This window comes from Paenibacillus daejeonensis DSM 15491 (assembly GCF_000378385.1).
Taxonomy (GTDB): domain Bacteria; phylum Bacillota; class Bacilli; order Paenibacillales; family Paenibacillaceae; genus Paenibacillus_D; species Paenibacillus_D daejeonensis.
On sequence record NZ_KB899663.1, the window covers coordinates 363,558 to 380,260 of the forward strand.

Consider the following 16,703-nt stretch of genomic DNA (forward strand, 5'->3'; position numbering starts at 1 on the left):
CAATGAAAAAAATGATGACGACAGTAATTACTGGTGTGCTGGCACTGAGTCTGGCGGCGTGCGGAAACGCAGGTCCGGCTCCTGCAAACGGTGGAACGGAGGGCGGCGCGTCCGATCCGAATGCAAGAACCTACTTTATTAATCCCAAGTCCATTGGTCCAGCTTACTGGGCTGCAGCCGAGAAAGGCGCGGTCCAAGCGGGAGAGGACCTCGGCGTCAACATCTTGTACAATGCGCCGACGGAGGCCGATTCTTCCAAACAAATTAACATGATTCAGGATATGCTGACACGTCAAGTCGATGGTATCGGCATCTCGCCTAACGATTCCAAGGCGGTTGGGCCGGTATTCCGCAAAGCAATTGGCGAGGATGTCCAGGTCGTCACCTGGGACAGTGACGCGCCAGAGACGGAACGCCAATATTATGTAGCCCCGGCTACGGATGAGGAGATCGGCGAGCTGCTGGCCCAAACGATTGGCGAGGAGATCGGCGGTGAAGGCGAGGTGGCCTTTATGGTAGCCGGTCTGGGCTCGCAAAACCAGATTGCCAAGTCTGATGCGGCCAAAGCCTATTTTGCCGAGCATTATCCAGACATTGAGATTGTAACGACGGTCTCCAGCGATGACGATCAGCAAAAGGCGTACGCTAACGCACAAAACCTGATTCGTACGTATCCAGACCTCAAGGGTATCATCGGTTTTGCAGGCGGGGAGCCGCCGGCAGCGGCAGAGGTAGTGGAGCAAGCGATTCAGGCGGGTACGCTGGAAGCCGGCCAAATTGCAATCACGGGTATCGCCGTTCCGAGCGTCGTGAAGAACTACATCAAGAACGGTACGATCAATACGGATATTATCTGGGATCCAGGCAAGCTGGCTTATGCAACGGTCTACATTCTGGATCAGCTGGCGCAAGGCAACGAGATCACAGATGGGATGGAAATTCCGACGGTCGGGACAGTGACGGTGGACGGTCAGAGCGTATTTATCGGCATGCTGGAAGTGACCAATGACAATGTAGACAGCTTTGATTTCTAAGGTTGGTACAGGATAGGAGGCAATTTTAAATGGAACGCAATGTACACATCGAGGAGTTGACGGCGGAAGCTTTTGCTCCTTTTGGTAAAGTGGTTGATCTGCCAGCCGGCGAGCCTTCAAAGGAAGGAGAGGGTTGGGATTGCTGGAGCTACGTACAAATGCTGGATGTCTATGAGCCGATCGGGTTTGGACTCGTCATTACAAGACCACGGGAGTTCGTCGTCACTGCCATGGAACGGCATGTGAGCCGGGAAGAGCTGCTGATGACTTTTGACCGGGAGATCATCCAACCTGTCGCAGTATGCACGAACATCGAGGACCCGGATGAAGCACCGGATGCAACCACTGTAAGGTGTTTTCGCATCAAGCCTGGCCAAGCTATCGTCATCCACAGGGGAATCTGGCACAGTCCGGCTTACCCGGCTGCCGAAGAAGCACGTTATATGTTTGCTATTGAGAAGAAGAAGGACAAGTTCGGGGACGAGATGTTCAATCCTTGGGTTGATTTTGCAGAGGGTTATACGGTCCGGTTCCAATCATGATTGTGCAAGTACTGCAGCTAAAAAGGAGCAAACAGCTATGAATTCTGAACAGCAAGTGATGGCATGGATTGACGAGCATCAAGACGATATTATTGGATTTCTGCGGGAGCTCATTGAGATTCCGAGCGTGAATCCCTGGTTCTTCGAGGAGCCGGGACCGTCCAAGGAAAAGGATATCCAGGACTTCATCGCCCGCAAGCTCGAAGGACTGGGCGCGGAGATTGAGATGTGGGAGCCCGATGCAGACGAGTTGAAGCAATATGAAGGTATGGCCGGGTATTACCCCGGCCGGGACTTCACTGGCCGTCCCAACCTGGGAGCTACGTTTGGCAAGGGAGAGGAGGGCAAGTCTCTGCTCCTGTTCGGCCATATCGATGTGGTGATGGCTGGCTCCAAATGGACAGTCGATCCGTTCGAGGGCATGATCATAGACGGCAAGATGTATGGCCGGGGCACGGTCGATATGAAGGGCGGCGTCGCAGCGATGATCATGGCGGTCGAGGCGATTCTCAAGAGTGGCCTCAAGCTCAAAGGACCTGTCATCGTAGGCACTGTTGTGGACGAGGAAGCTGGCGGCATGGGCGCGCTCGACTTCATCCATCACGGCTACCGGGCGGATGCGTGCATTCTGACAGAGCCGACCTCACTGACGATTGCACCGCTCTGCCGGGGCATTCTCTGGGGCAAGATCAAAATTCAAGGTCGCAGCGGTCATATTGAGATGCCGCAAGCTGACTGGCAGGACGGGGGGGCCGTCGATGCAGTTAAGAAAGCAAGATACATTCTGGATCAGATTGATGAGCTGAATGAGGATTGGGCTGAGCGCAAAACGCACCCGTATCTGGCGATCCCATGCCAGGTTCATGTCGCGCAACTCAATGCGGGAGAGTATCCAACCTCTTTTGCCAATGAAGCGGAGATCGTCTTCAATGCGCAATACCTGCCGTCCGAGCGGGACGACAAGCTGGTTGGAGGCAATGTGAAGAAGGAATTGATAGAATTCTTGCGTCAAGCGGCTGAACAGGACCCTTGGCTGCGCGAGCATCCGCCGGAGATTGAGTGGATGGTGGACGCCGACTGCGCCGAGACGGAGGTTTCGCACCCCTTTGTACAGACCTGCGTGGCCTCATTGCAAGCCATTGGAGAGAGCGGCAAGATTGAAGGACTCGGATTCCATACCGATATGGGCTGGCCGGTTAATGTCGGCATCCCGACGGTTAACTTCGGTCCTGGCGACCCCAGCCTGGCTCACCACAGCGACGAATTTACACCAGTAGATGAAGTCATTCAAGCGGTTAAAATGATCGCCAAGACGATTATGGACTGGAGCGAGGTCGAAGAAGGCGAGCCTGCCACAGCACAAGCTACATCAACTAAAGGAGGTCTTTAGAATAATGAAAATTTTATTTGTAGGCGAATCCTGGGTCGTGCACATGATTCATACCAAGGGCTATGACAGCTTCACTTCAACGAAGTATGAGGAGGGCGCAACCTATCTGTTGTCCTGTCTGCGCGAGCAAGGCATCGATGTCACGTATATGCCAGCGCATGAGGTGCAGGTGCGCTTCCCGCAATCCCTTGAAGAGCTAAAGGCTTATGACGCGATCGTCATCAGCGATGTTGGGGCCAACACGTTCCTCCTGCAAAATCCGACGTTCTATCAAATGCAGATTATCCCGAACAGCCTGGATTTGATCAAACAGTATGTGGAGGAGGGCGGCGGACTGCTGATGGTTGGCGGTTATCTCACCTTCATGGGCATAGAGGGCAAGGCCAACTACAAGAATACGGTACTGGCGGATGTCCTGCCGGTGGTCATGATGGATGGCGATGACCGGGTAGAAATGCCAAGCGGGATATCGCCTGTAGCTGCAGGCTCCCACCCGTTGGTGGACAAGCTGGGCGAATGGCCGCGATTGCTGGGCTACAACAAGCTGTCGGTCAAGCCTGAGGCTGAGCTGCTGCTCCACAATGGGGAGGATGCCATTCTGGCAGTCGGTACGTATGGAAAGGGAAAGACGGCAGCCTTCGCGAGCGATTGCTCGCCGCACTGGGGCTCACTGGAATTCATGGAATGGGAGCATTACGCTTCCTTCTGGTCAGAGCTTGTCAAGTATCTCAAGCAAGCCTAATTTAAGTTTGTCGGCCCGGACCTTTCGTCCGGGCCGATTTTTTTGTTATTCGGGGCCCCCGCAAAGTTTCTGGCTCAGCTTCGTAGAAAAGTCTCCACTTTGTGGGTTTATTTTAGTATAGTAGAGTCTTACGGGTTGAGATTGAACTTCAACAGAGGCAATAACGTTCCATTTATAGGAAGAATAATGGGAAGGAGGAAGAGCTGATTGTACAAAAACTAGGTCGAATTGACTTCATGCTATTAGCAGTGTTATGCGCTCTCATTGCATTCGGAACAGGTGCGGTGTATCTGGCTACCACGGAATCGAACTTGGAGGGCCTTCACTATAGCAATCTGAAAATGTTTGCTGCGTTTTGCTTCCCAATGCTGCTGCTTGCTCTGATGGATTATCGCTTTCTTACAGGCAAATTGGCTTATATCGCCTACGGACTTGGCCTGGTGTCCCTCATCGTGGTCAAGCTGCAAGGCGTTGTCATCAACGGGGCTTCCCGGTGGCTAGTGATTGGCGGGGCCCAGTTCCAGCCGTCCGAGCTGGTGAAGCTGTCCACGATTATGATGGCTGCCCATCTCCTGGCACGAAGAGGCGGGGAAAAGCTTCGGATATTCAAGGACGTGCTGCCGTTAAGTCTGGTTTTTCTGGTGCCGACTTATCTGGTTTATGATCAGCCGGATCTGGGGACAGCGCTGGTATTTATCGGGATCTTCATCGGCATGCTGTGGATGGGGAATATTCGTACCCTCTATGTTCTTGCCGGAGCAGCGATTACGACGGCAGTCGTCTGGCTGGGGTACTGGATGATCCAGACCGAGAATGCCTTGTTGAATCTGGTTATCAAGAAGCATCAGATGGACCGGATTCAGACCTTTCTGGACCCGACTAGCGGCGGCGATTGGCATGTGGCCAATGCGATGCGGGCGATCGCTGTCGGAGGCAGTTTCGGGGATGAAGGGTATTACCTCAGGAATGGATTTATCCCATATGCCTATTCGGATTCCATTTACGTGGCGATTGCTGAGAATTATGGGTTCATGGCCTCGGCCGTGCTGCTGCTGCTCTTTTATCTGATGGTGTACCGGATGGTCATCACGGTGCACGAAAGCCGGGATTTGGCAGGCTCCTATCTGGTGGTGGGCATCATCTGCATGCTGGTGTTCCAGGTGTTCGTCAATATTGGTATGCACATCGGCCTGTTGCCGCTGACCGGACTGTCCTTGCCGTTTATCAGTTATGGCGGCAGCTCATTATTTACGAATATGATTGCCGTTGGCATTGCGCTGAGCGTTGGGATTCATCGGGCAAAAGCTAGACCTTGAGGTTCACTACCTCGAGGTCTTTTTTTTTATATTAAGCTTCGAAGAAAAGGCTCCACCTTCGCTACAGCCGATTCACCGTTGCGCCAGCGTGGAGGTCGCCCTGGAGGAGAATGGACTCGAAGGGCGCGGCGGGATTGGCGATCCGCCACAGCATCCGCTCGACGGCACGGTACCCGGTGGCTTGAACGGGCAGCAGGGGGCGGGCCAGATCGGGCATCAGACCGTGTAGTGCAGGCTCAGGCTCCAGCGCAACTAATGAATAGTCGTCCGGAATCCGCTGTCCTGTAGCCCCGCATGCTGTATATAACCGGACGACCGCATGCTGGGTGGCGCAGACGAAGGCTGTAGGACGCATGCGTTCCACCTTCTCTAACCAACGCCGCTGCCAGTCTTCGGCTTCGCCGTCCAGCTCCAGCATGCAGTGCTCCGGTTCAGCCTGCAGTCCCGCCGCTTCCAGGGCAGTGAGATAGGAGTGCCAGCGCACAGTGAAGCCCCGCACCGTATCGGTGGGCCCAATATACATGATGCGCTGGTGGCCAGACTGAACGAGCAGCCGGATGCACTGCTGCATGCTATCTGCAATATTCCAGATGACGCTGTCGAGATTGGCGCCGACTGGCGGGAAATTCAGCATCACTGCCGGGACGGGCAATTCAATCAGCCTCCGCTCCACTGCCTCTTTCAGATTAGGGCTCAGGAAAAGGCCGTCGGCATACACCAATTCATGCTTGGCCGCCCATGGCTCCCAGCCTGCTGCTCCGTCCAGCTCCTCCGGAACGAATAAGAGCTCAACCTTGTGCCCTGCATCCGTCAGACGGTGCTGTACACTCTCTAGCAGTGCCTGGTGCAGGGCGGAGTTCAAACCGATCTGGGATGGCAGCAGAAACAAAAAGCGGCGGGAACGGTTGGCATAGAGCGGCGTCCGTTCGAATAACATGCTGTTCTCCTGCTCCTTGGTACGATAGCCGCGGCGCATCGCCAGCTCTTGCACCCTATGACGGGTATCCTCAGACATCCCTGGCAGCCCCCGCAGTGCCTTGGAGACGGTATGCGCTGATAACCCAAGCTCGGCGGCCAGGTGGTGCAGCGTCACTTTTTTGGGCATTGGCATCGACATTCTCTCCTTCCAAAACGAAACAAAAACGAAACTAAACCCAAGCTTCGCTACATTATATACTAAGGAAAATGAGACGTAAATGGAGGCGAAGGAAGATGAAGACGATCACGATGCCGGCGCGTGAGGTGCCGGTCCGCCATGAAGTGGAAGTACTCGTTGTAGGCGGGGGGCCAACTGGGATTGCTGCCGCTGTGGCGGCTGCCCGTAATGGGGCGAGGACGCTTATCGTGGAGCAACGGGGGTTTCTTGGGGGGATGGGAACCGTGTCGCTTGTACCGGCTTTTTGCCCCTACACCGATCTGGAGAAGCCGGTCATTCGCGGCATTGGCTTGGAGCTGCTGGAGAAGATGAAGCAACGTGGCAGCGAGGCCTACCGGGCCCGATATGAGAAGCAGTTGGACTGGGTGCCGATTGATGCGGAAGCGCTAAAGCTGGTCTATGATGATGCGTTGCAGGAGAGCGGAGCGCAGGTGCTCTATCATACGTTTGTCAGCGAGGTAGCGATGGACGAGGCGGGCAAGCGCGTCAAGGGCGTCTTCGTGAGCAACAAGTCGGGCACCTCGTTTATCGCCTGTGACTACGTCATTGATGCGACAGGTGACGGAGATATTGCGGTGCGCGCAGGGGCCCGCTACCAGCAGGGCGGCGAACATGGCGAGCTGCAGCCGGGAACCATGTGTTATTTGCTGACCAACGTGGACCGGGGGCGCTTCAAGGCTTATCTGGAAGCCAGCGGCGACACGCATCAGATTCCACAGGCGGTCCAGAAGGCGCAGCAGGCCGGGGATTTGCCGGAAGGACGCAAGGAAGTATCCGGTTTTGCCTGGGTAGCCGATTATCTGGTAGGCGTCAACTTCGGCCATGTCTTCGGCATCGACGGCACCAAGGCGGAGGATCTGACACGCGGGGCCATCGACGGCCGGCGTGGCGTGCAGGTGCAGGTAGCCTTCCTCCGCAAGTATGTTCCCGGGTTTGAAGAGGCCCATGTGGTCACGACGGGAGAGCAGATCGGGATTCGTGAGACCCGTCGGATCGAGGGAGATTATACGCTGGTACAGGATGATTTTCTATCCATGCGCAGCTTCGCGGATGACATTGCCCGCAACAGCTACTTCATCGATATTCACATGGCCACCTCCAAAGACGAGGTAACGATCCGCCACCTGCCGCGCGGGGAATCGCATGGCGTACCTTATCGCTGTCTGCTGCCGATCGGGCTCGATAATGTCTGGGTAGCAGGGCGTGCCGCTTCCTCCGATCGTGTGGTCCAGGGCTCGCTGCGCGTCATGCCCAACTGCTTTGCCATGGGGCAAGCCGCAGGCACCGCCGCCTACCTGGCCAGCCGCAGCCGCCAGGGAATCAGCACCCGCGAGGTGCCGATTCGGGAGCTGCAGTCGCTGCTGGTGCAGCAAGATGCCTGGCTCGGGGAAGCTGTGCACAACGAGCTTCAAGCCGGGGTGTGAGGGTATTAGGCTGGTAGCAGTAAGGCGTGTGTGGCCAGTAAGTTACAATTTGTTCTAAAAGTGCGTGTTCAAAAAGGTCACAATTCAGCACCGAGAAGGTTGCGAGAACCTGCAGAAGGAGGAGCGGAGTGTAGGCAAACCTACATGAGCACCGGACTTCAAGGGTGAACGCAAGATTCGATGTCGATTAAGCTTCCTGATTTTCTTCGTGATCAATTGGGGGCTTTTTGAACAACCTCTAAAAGAAGGGCCTCTATCTTCACTTTGGTGTAAAGATAGAGGCCCTTTGGCGTGGAAGGGACGGTTGTGTTGCCCTTCCGAACGTGCAAACGCTACTTACCAGTGAGACTTCCATTCAAAATCTGCTCGACGACAGCTGCGACACTCGGCGTAGTGTAAGCGGCTTGGGCCTGCACATCTGGATGGCTGCCTTCAACAGCATAGCTGTTAGGCGTAATTTCGAACAAAGGGAGATCATTGAACGAGTCGCCAATGCAGACCACTTCGCCGACGGTGAGGCCCAGTTCAGCCAGCAAGGCATGGGCGCCAATTCCTTTGGAGATGCCGCTAGGCATAATGTCCAGACAATCAATGTCCGCAATATAGGCATCGATGGCGTCGCCAAACTTTTCTTTGACCAAGGGCAGATACTCCCGAAGCGCCTCCACATCGCCGAAGAACGACATTTTGCTGCTCAGAATCTCGGTTCCCAGCTTGTCCTCCAGATCAGGTACAATCTTCAGCGAAGCTTTCAGCCGGGGCTCCAGCTTGCGGGCGTGCTCGGTATCTTGCTCAATGACATAATATTCGGGTGCGCATAGCAGCATCTGGTACGGCGTGTTGCGTCCATGACGGATAATCTCCAACTGCAGCTCCCGGGGAAAATAGTCAGCTTTAATCCGTGTCCCATCTGCCAGATGCGCATAAGCCCCATTTTGGGATACCGCATGTACTTGCATGCCAATGGAGTTGGCCACCTCCTGAATCTCCGGGTACATCCGTCCAGAGGCAAAGGCCACCGCTACCCCATGCTCCTGTGCGCGGCGCAACGCTTGGATATCTGTATCATGTATTGTGGCATGATCGTGGAGCAGCGTACCGTCCAGATCACTAATGATGAGCTTTATCATGCGTCATGCTCCTTTGCTTCGTGTTGTATAGTGGTCGTATCCATACTAATGCTTATGGACGCCAGGTTCAAGGTCAGATTCTGGAGGATAACGGGTATATAATGTAAAGCGTACATAACAAGTAGTTATTTCAAGGAGGATATGAATGTCAGGAATCGGAGCTTATTCCGCGTGGTTGTACCGTCGGATGAACGGTTGGGCAGTGGTAGCGGGGATTATTGTGTTTGCACTTTTCATTGGCTGGGTCTTGCCTAGTGAGGCTGAACGGTCAAGTGCGGCAACTGGGGGCGGTGAATCCCCGGATTCTTCGTTCTATTATAGCGCTGGGGATTTGTACGAAATGGCAGAATCCTACGGGGAAGAAGGGCGTGCCTATTATATCCGGGCGCGGTTTACCTTTGACCTTATCTGGCCGTTGGCGTATGGCTTGTTTCTGACCGCTGCGCTGACACAACTGTACCGGTTCTTGAGGCCGGAGAGCAAAGGACGCCTGATCAATCTACTGCCGACTGCGGCAGTGGGATTTGATTATGCTGAGAATGTAGCGGCCTCTTGGGTCATGTATCGTTATCCCGACAGGACGTCGATTGTCGCTGATCTGTCCACCGTATTTACGATGCTGAAGTGGAGCTTACTCTATGCCAGTTTTGCGCTGCTTGTGCTTGGAATCTTGCTGCTGGGGTGGCGGTCGTTGAGACGTTGGCGGGCATCTTAGGTCCTGGGACCAAAGATCGATTTCTGTCGTAATTTGTCCAGAATTTGTTCAGAACGACCTGATATGCTTGGGACAGAGGGCGTATTCTGCCCAAAATACTACGTTTATCAGAACAGGAGACTGCAATGAACGGACAATTCAAGAAAACGATGAAGGTTCAAGCACGCAAGGGACTGTTACTTATGCTCTGTTTTCTCTTGCTGCCCGTCGTATCACTTGTCGCACCTGGTGGAGTAGCGCAGGCGGAGCCTGATCTCATTCCTCCTTCAGCTGTAACCACTGTTTTTACGGGGGATCATTATGGTTTCGATATACACGATGGGTATCTGTATATGGCTAGTCGGGATACGGGGAAGATTACCCGGATCAAAATTGATGCAGAAGGCAATGTAGAGGCTGGTGCCCAACTAGAAGATTTCATTACGGATTTAAGCTATGCAATGTCAGTAGCTTTTGATAGTGAGGGCAATCTGTATTATACAAAGGATGCTTCCGGTATAAACAAGGTTAGTGCAGACAAACTGCCAACAAATGGTCAGTCGATCAGTGCGTCAACCCCTAATTTTAGTCAAAGAGTTGCTGTACATGGTGGATACAATCATAATATGGCGTTTGATTCACAAGACAACTTATACTTTACGAACATGGCTTTTGAACCGAGAAGGATGGGCGTTTATCGAGTCAAAAAACAAAATTTGGGTACCAATTTGCCGGCTGAACAAGTTTTTGAATATGTAGATTCAATTGAAATTCAACAACTTACGTTCGATGTAGAAGATAATCTTTATTTCGCGATTGGTAGAAAAATATACACTGTTAATAATGAAGTAGTCTCGGGCACCTCTATCTCAACAAATGAAGTGCAAGAGTTCCAAGAGCTTCAGACGGGACAAATAGCATATGGATTACGAGTATTCCAAAACAAGTTCTATTATTCTGATATGAGTACAGTCAAACGAATTGAAGCAGTCGATCTGACACCAGTCCAACCCGAACCTGAAAAATGGGTGACAGTGAATACTGGATCGACGGACACACTCTCCAAAATCATCTATGCAAACGGAAGATACATGGCCGTTGGTGATAATGGAGTCATTGCTTATTCTGTAGATGGTGACCAATGGTCGAGTGTGAAACCATATACTATCGATTCTCTAATGGCGTTAATGTACCAAAATGGTCATTATTTTGCTGCAGGTAGTGACGGTATCGTTCTAAGAAGTGCAGCGAATCTGACTTCCTGGGAACGGATGCAAGTGAACATTACCGAGCCTCAGCCGAAGGTCGATCCTCCCTATGATTATTATGATTTCGTTCCTTCCGGTGAATCCGGATTCCTCCTCGTCGGATCTCAAGATGCAATGGTGGTATACGACGAATATGAAGATGAGATCGGACACGAAATTGAATGGATGGACTTTTCGCCAGACAACGGCACGGCTGTTATTCGCAAAGTAGACAATACCAGTTCCGTGCAAGTGGCCGTTGGTCAAAACATGCTGCTCCGGTTCATGGAATCCCCTGACGACAATCGTGAGGGGGAGGCTGAGCCAACAGAGGCGGTATGGACAACGTGGACATTTACTGGAGAAGATCCTGATCTCCATTTAAATGGCGTTGCCTCGTTCAGTAAAGAAATCAGCGAAACGCTGAAAGAAGAAAGATATGTCGTTGTTGGAGATGACGGTCTTATCTTCACCTCTACAACCGGCAAGACGTGGACTAAAGTTATCTCTCCAACAGAGGAATCGCTGTTTAGTGTACGCTGGATCGATGGTCGGTTCTATGCTGTAGGCGGTGGAGGCACGTTGATCTCTTCCGAAGACGGAGAAGAATGGAAAACACATCTTCTTGCAGGCGAGCCTGAATTCGATTTCTATGACATCGCCAAAGGTCCGGCAGGTCTGATAATCGTTGGCGCTAATGGACAAGCGGTTCGTCAAGAAATTGTGCGTGTGGCAGGTGTTGTATTAAGCGGCGAAGACCTTATTCTGGAAGGCAACGAAGACATCCATACATTGACGCTGATTGAAGGCCGACCGGCTGTCACGTTGGAAGCTATTGTTCATCCTGAAGATGCAGTTAACAAGGATGTTGTCTGGAGCCTTACCGGGCAATCGGAAGAGGGAGTAGCTACGTTAGAGGACGGTGTAGTCACGCCTTTGAAAGAAGGTACAGCCCTGATTACGGTCACGACTGTAGACGGTGGCTTTACGTCCAGTGCGAAGCTGGTAGTGAAGTCGAGCTTGATTCCAGTAACAGGTGTCACGCTTGTTGAACTGGAAGAAGAACAATATACCCTGACCGAAGGGGGCTTTGTGTCCCTCGTAGCCAACGTTCTACCTTCGGATGCTACTGATCCAGAAGTGGAATGGTCCAGCAGCAATGAAAATGTGGTTAAAGTCAGTGATAACGGAACTGTAACAGCAATTGGACTGGGACAGGCGACAATTACGGTTAAAACGCTGGACGGTGGATTTGAAGCGTCGGCTGACTTCACAGTTGTTCGTCCGGCTACGGGCGTGACTGTATCACCAGAGATGGAAACCTTGGCTGTTGGCGGACCGAGCGTAACTTTGACTGCTACAGTCACCCCTACTGGTTCGACTAACGGTGCAGTGACCTGGACCAGTAACGATAGCACAATAGCTACTGTGAACAGCGCTGGTGTTGTGACTCCAGTCAGTCAGGGCACCGCGACAATTACAGCTACTACGCAAGGCGGGCTTACAGCTACGGCACAGATCACAGTTGTTCAACTGGTGAGCGGTATTGTCGTGAATCCGTCGACATTAAGTCTTGATGAACAGGCAAGCGACTTGCTAACTGCGACCGTTGCGCCAGTTAATGCAACCAATCCAGCGGTAACTTGGACGACTAGTGATCCTGAAGTAGCCACAGTAGATTCGAACGGCTTGGTTACTGCGGTGAACAAAGGTACGGCTACAATTACCGCGACATCAGCAGATGGTGTTCATAAAAACAGCTCGACTGTAACAGTTATCCGTCGTGCAGCGAGCGTAAGTATCAACCCATCATCGCTGAATTTACATGAAAATGGGGCCACTGCGGTTCTAACCGCAACGGTAGCTCCTGTAGGTACTAATAATACGAATGTGACGTGGAGAAGTGCCGATACCAGCATCGCAGAAGTGAATGCGAACGGTGTAGTGACTCCCAAGAACATTGGCAGCACGACGATTACAGTTAGAACTGTGGATGGCGGTCATGAACAGTCGATTCCAGTCACTGTAGGACCAAACGTAGCCTCAGATGTTCATTTGAACCTATATCTTCTGAATATGAAGCAGGGCGGTAAGACGGAACAATTAATTGCAACGGTCACGCCTTCCAACGCTTCAAACAAGAATGTAACCTGGAAAAGTGAAGACCCTTCCGTAGCCACAGTGGTTAATGGCTTAGTGACGGCTGTTGGCGGTGGGTCGACCTACATTACTGTAACGACCGAAGACGGCGGGTTTACCAAGCAAGCGAGAGTTATTGTCGAACAGACCATCTGGCCTGTGACAGGTGTAAGCACGAACAAGTCCTCACTTGAGCTGACCGTGGGTCAGCCTGGAGAGAAGTTGATTGCAACAGTTGCTCCTGCAAACGCGACGAATAAAGCCGTAACGTGGAGTAGCAGCGATTCGGCCATAGCTACAGTGAATGCAGATGGCTTGGTTGCGCCAGTTGCTGCAGGCAAGACCACCGTAAAGGTAACGACTGTAGATGGAAATAACTCTGCATCTGTAGATGTGGAAGTAAAAGCGGCTCCTCAGCCACCGGCTAACGGTGGTGGCGGTGGCGGTGGTGCTGTCATCGTGGCCCCTCCAGCCAACCCGACGGAGGAAATTACAGGTGTGGTTGATGGTGGTGCAGCAAGTGGAGCTGGCCTGTCCTCCTTTGTTATCAAACGTACGTCTGGGTCGAACGGTGCCAAGCAAGATGCGATCGCGCTAGAAGCGAACAAGACCAAAGAAGCGGCTGACAAAGCGAAAGCTGCCGGTCTGCCGATCATCCGCGTGGTCATCCCTGATGCCAAGGATGAAGTGAGTGATACGACAGTAACCCTGCCGTTGAGCGCTCTTCAACATCTCAAAAATGATGAGATTGGTCTTGAGCTTTCGACAGCTAATGCTAGAATCGTCATCGGCAGCGAATCGCTGGCTGGGCAGAATCAAGAGCTGTATTTCCGTTTGACGCCGCTGAAAACAGCTGGTGAGCAAGCGCAGGTTGAGTCCCGCGCTGGTGCGCAAGCGGTTGTGCAGCAAACGGTAGGTGAAGGCAGCTTCGATCTGGTTGGACGTCCGGTTACAATCGAGACGAACATGAAGGGTCAACCAGTCGAGATTATTCTTCCACTCGCAGCTACCCAACTGCCTAGTAATGCTGCAGAGCGTGAGGCTTGGCTCTCTCGTCTCGTGATCTTCATTGAGCATAGCGACGGCGAGCGTGTGGTTGTACAACCGCAAGTCGTGACAGATGCTTCGGGGCAAGTAGGCTTGTCGTTTGAAATCAACAAATTCAGTACCTTCTCGATTCTGGAAATTCAGCCTGCAGCTGAAACCGAGCCAGAAGTGGGTGGTCGTCATGAGGCTTATATGAGCGGTTATGAAGACGGCACCTTCCGTCCATCCCGCCAAGTGACGCGTGCCGAACTGGCTGCGATTCTGGCGAGACTTTATGCGGCAGCTGCTGCTGAGCCTGTCTCGACTGAGCTGACCGATATCGACTCGCATTGGGCGGAAGCTTCCATTCGCGCAGTCGTTGCAGGTGGTTACATGCAAGGCTATCCCGACGGAACCTTCCAGCCGAACCGTGTCTTGAGCCGCGCCGAGATTGCTGCGATCCTGGCACGCGTGCAAGGACTGACGCACACAGGCGTAGCAACCTTTGGTGATGTAGCGAGCGGTCACTGGGCAGAAGGCTACATCGGAGCTGTTCAGCAAGCAGGTCTGATGACTGGCTACGAAGGTAATGAGTTCAGACCAGGGCAAGGTGTAACCCGTGCTGAAGTCGTGGTTATTGTCAACCGGGTGCTGCGCAGAGGCCCGCTCACGGATGTTACCGAGCCGAGCTGGTCGGACGTAAGTGTGAGTCACTGGGCATTCGGACATATCGAGGAAGCCTCGCGGACTCACGACTACATCGTCGTGGACGGCGTAGAAGCATCAGTCCAATAAAAACAGTGTAAAAATGCCTGACGGCTGGACCGTCAGGCATTTTTGCGTCTGTAGTTGGGTCAACTTCGTGCGTAATTGCGTAATGGGCTCGTGCTAACGAAACTACAGAACGCTATTTAGTCCAAAACACAGGTTTTGAAAACCTAACGAAACTGGGGATTCTTATTTGGCAACAAAAAGCGAAAAGGCTTCACCTTATGTGGTATAAGAATCGGTAGTTTCGTTAGAATTGTGAATCGCAGATATAACGCGTAATACCGCTATGAGGTTTCGTTAGAGAGGGAGAAGGACGCCATGAAAGCTTTTGACAAAGCGCTACCGCTCTTTTACGATTGGAAGACAACCTACGGATGAAATTTCATATCCATGATGAAGGAGACGGTTATGGCTAAACTAATTTTCATTGTCGGCAGCGCAGGGGCGGGTAAGACCTCGGTGGCCCGAGCGTTGGTTGCTCGCCGCCCAGCGGCCTTTTTGGATATGGACACCCTATTGCGCCCAGCAGCAGAGACCATTATGACCATGGCGGGGCTCGATCCGACAGACCGGGATTCACCATTATATAAGGAACGCTGCCGCAATCTGGGCTATCGCATCACGATGGATGCTGCTTTGGAGAATGTCCAACTGGGACTGGATGCGGTTGTCATTGGTCCATTCACCCGTGAAACCTCCGATCCGGCTTGGCTCGATCACGAGCTTGCCCGAATTGGTGCCGCGCGCGACATCGTTCGGGTCATTGTCGTCTCGCTGCCGGATACCGACCAATATTACACTCGTATTCGGGACCGCGGTTCTGAATTGGATGTGTGGAAGCTGGAGCATTGGGAGACCTTCAAGAGCTCACTGGCCGATCGGGATATCCATTGGCAGCTGCCACCCTCAGCCATCCTTAAGCATGATAATTCAGGCCCCCTCGATTCAGCAGTTGTTGACCGGCTAGAGCAATTTGTGTGGGGACGAATGTAAATCTGGAGTTTATGGCGCTATAATCAATCCAAAAAGAAGATGCCCGGTCCTTTACGAAGGAAACCGGGCGTTTTCATGTTTCTATCAGTTCACCAGTCATTCCAGACAACCCGCAATCTCATCAGCAGTGAAAGCGTAACACGTTCCACATCGATGACAGACAAATTCGATGGATGTTGAGTCATGTATGGCTTGCTCCAGCTCGGTTCGGTCCAGGGTGTAGAGCATGGGGGAGAATAGTTCACGGGAGCAGTCGCAGTGCCATTGCACTCCCGCTTGCGTAACCATTTCTGTGATACCAAAAAGATGATGAGGCAGCCTGGACAATGGCAGGTTTGGATCTGCGACTTGTCGTTCATGCGCTTCTAGCTGCCCCATCAGATCCTGTAGGAGAGCTGCAGGTGCGCCGGGTAACAATTGAATAGCAACCCCTCTTCCGAAAAGTTGCGCATCCGACGTCCATTGCTCCGTAGTCCAAAAGCGGGTGGGGGTCTGCTCGCTCTGCGTATAGAAATGGGCGGCATCGTCCGTTACCGTCCCGTAAGGCATGTCCGCAATTCCGGTGAATCGTACAGGCATACCAATATCGCGAATGACTTGCAGATAGGCCTTGGGTCCAATCAACATTTCAAGCTCGTGTTCACCCAGTACTAATGCTCTGCAAGCCTCATTGGCATAACCGCTAACGCGGCCCATATCGTCTGCTTCTGCAATCAGGGCGAGCTCTCGCTGGCTGCCTCGTATCGTATAGGTTACGCGCTCCTTATCCTTCATGAAGCCAGTCGTCAATCCCGCGATAGTCAGCAGGCGGGCCAGTGCAATGGCGACCCCGGCGGACAGTTCGCGGTTAGCGATTCCAGAACTCAGAAGATCAGAGGTATCCGCGAATACAAGTCGGGCTTGCTTGCACGATGTCATGCATTTTATTAATGTGTTCATCAGTAACTCTCCTTCTGCGGCCGAGGGTATACATTGTCAGGACTCGCAAGAAACAGTATAATTCCTCACGTAACGTTAGGTTCAAGTGTGGAATTCTACAAGAGTGCAGGGGAGGGAGAATCTGATGTCAGAAGGTCCGTGGAAAGTGGGAGCTCTTGCA

The 16,703-nt window shown here is 52.7% G+C and carries 12 protein-coding genes; 9 read left to right on the forward strand and 3 right to left on the reverse strand.

Going from position 1 to position 16,703, the window contains the following annotated elements:
- Positions 1-2: 2 nt before the first annotated feature.
- The 5 genes from F556_RS0116690 (at position 3) to F556_RS0116710 (ending at position 5,024) form a co-directional block, all read left to right on the forward strand.
- Complete coding sequence (locus F556_RS0116690) at positions 3-1,034, forward strand: autoinducer 2 ABC transporter substrate-binding protein (protein WP_020618125.1); 1,032 nt, start codon at positions 3-5, stop codon at positions 1,032-1,034.
- A 29-nt stretch (positions 1,035-1,063) separates the two neighbouring features.
- Positions 1,064-1,576, forward strand: a complete 513-nt coding sequence (locus F556_RS0116695) for an ureidoglycolate lyase (RefSeq protein ID WP_020618126.1) — start codon at positions 1,064-1,066, stop codon at positions 1,574-1,576.
- Between the two features lie 37 nt (positions 1,577-1,613).
- On the forward strand, positions 1,614-2,966 hold the full coding sequence (locus F556_RS0116700; RefSeq protein ID WP_020618127.1) for an ArgE/DapE family deacylase: 1,353 nt from the start codon (positions 1,614-1,616) through the stop codon (positions 2,964-2,966).
- A gap of 4 nt (positions 2,967-2,970) precedes the next feature.
- A complete protein-coding gene (locus F556_RS0116705; protein WP_020618128.1) occupies positions 2,971-3,708 on the forward strand; it encodes a glutamine amidotransferase in 738 nt (245 codons plus the stop codon).
- 236 nt (positions 3,709-3,944) lie between these two features.
- Complete coding sequence (locus tag F556_RS0116710; RefSeq protein ID WP_020618129.1) at positions 3,945-5,024, forward strand: FtsW/RodA/SpoVE family cell cycle protein; 1,080 nt, start codon at positions 3,945-3,947, stop codon at positions 5,022-5,024.
- Positions 5,025-5,085: 61 nt separating this feature from the next.
- On the opposite strand, the gene F556_RS0116715 is transcribed toward F556_RS0116710, so the two are convergent.
- Positions 5,086-6,135 (reverse strand): LacI family DNA-binding transcriptional regulator, encoded by a 1,050-nt coding sequence (locus tag F556_RS0116715; protein ID WP_020618130.1) that lies wholly within the window; start codon positions 6,133-6,135, stop codon positions 5,086-5,088.
- Positions 6,136-6,236: 101 nt separating this feature from the next.
- Between F556_RS0116715 and F556_RS0116720 the strand changes: the two genes are divergently transcribed.
- Positions 6,237-7,604, forward strand: coding sequence for an FAD-dependent oxidoreductase (locus tag F556_RS0116720; RefSeq protein WP_020618131.1), 1,368 nt, complete (start codon positions 6,237-6,239; stop codon positions 7,602-7,604).
- 332 nt (positions 7,605-7,936) lie between these two features.
- Here the strand turns inward: F556_RS0116720 and F556_RS0116725 are convergent, their stop codons facing one another.
- Positions 7,937-8,734, reverse strand: a complete 798-nt coding sequence (locus tag F556_RS0116725) for a Cof-type HAD-IIB family hydrolase (protein ID WP_020618132.1) — start codon at positions 8,732-8,734, stop codon at positions 7,937-7,939.
- A gap of 145 nt (positions 8,735-8,879) precedes the next feature.
- Here F556_RS0116725 and F556_RS0116730 point away from each other — a divergent pair, with 145 nt between their 5' ends.
- From F556_RS0116730 to F556_RS0116745, 3 genes are all read left to right on the forward strand, one after another.
- The gene (locus tag F556_RS0116730; protein ID WP_020618133.1) at positions 8,880-9,449 is read left to right on the forward strand and encodes a hypothetical protein; all 570 of its coding nucleotides are present in this window, start codon (positions 8,880-8,882) and stop codon (positions 9,447-9,449) included.
- A gap of 125 nt (positions 9,450-9,574) precedes the next feature.
- Positions 9,575-14,635, forward strand: coding sequence for an Ig-like domain-containing protein (locus tag F556_RS36370; RefSeq protein ID WP_051108724.1), 5,061 nt, complete (start codon positions 9,575-9,577; stop codon positions 14,633-14,635).
- A 384-nt stretch (positions 14,636-15,019) separates the two neighbouring features.
- A complete protein-coding gene (locus F556_RS0116745; protein WP_020618134.1) occupies positions 15,020-15,604 on the forward strand; it encodes a P-loop nucleotide/nucleoside kinase family protein in 585 nt (194 codons plus the stop codon).
- A 96-nt stretch (positions 15,605-15,700) separates the two neighbouring features.
- On the opposite strand, the gene F556_RS0116750 is transcribed toward F556_RS0116745, so the two are convergent.
- Positions 15,701-16,543, reverse strand: a complete 843-nt coding sequence (locus tag F556_RS0116750; protein WP_020618135.1) for an Hsp33 family molecular chaperone HslO — start codon at positions 16,541-16,543, stop codon at positions 15,701-15,703.
- Positions 16,544-16,703: the final 160 nt, after the last annotated feature.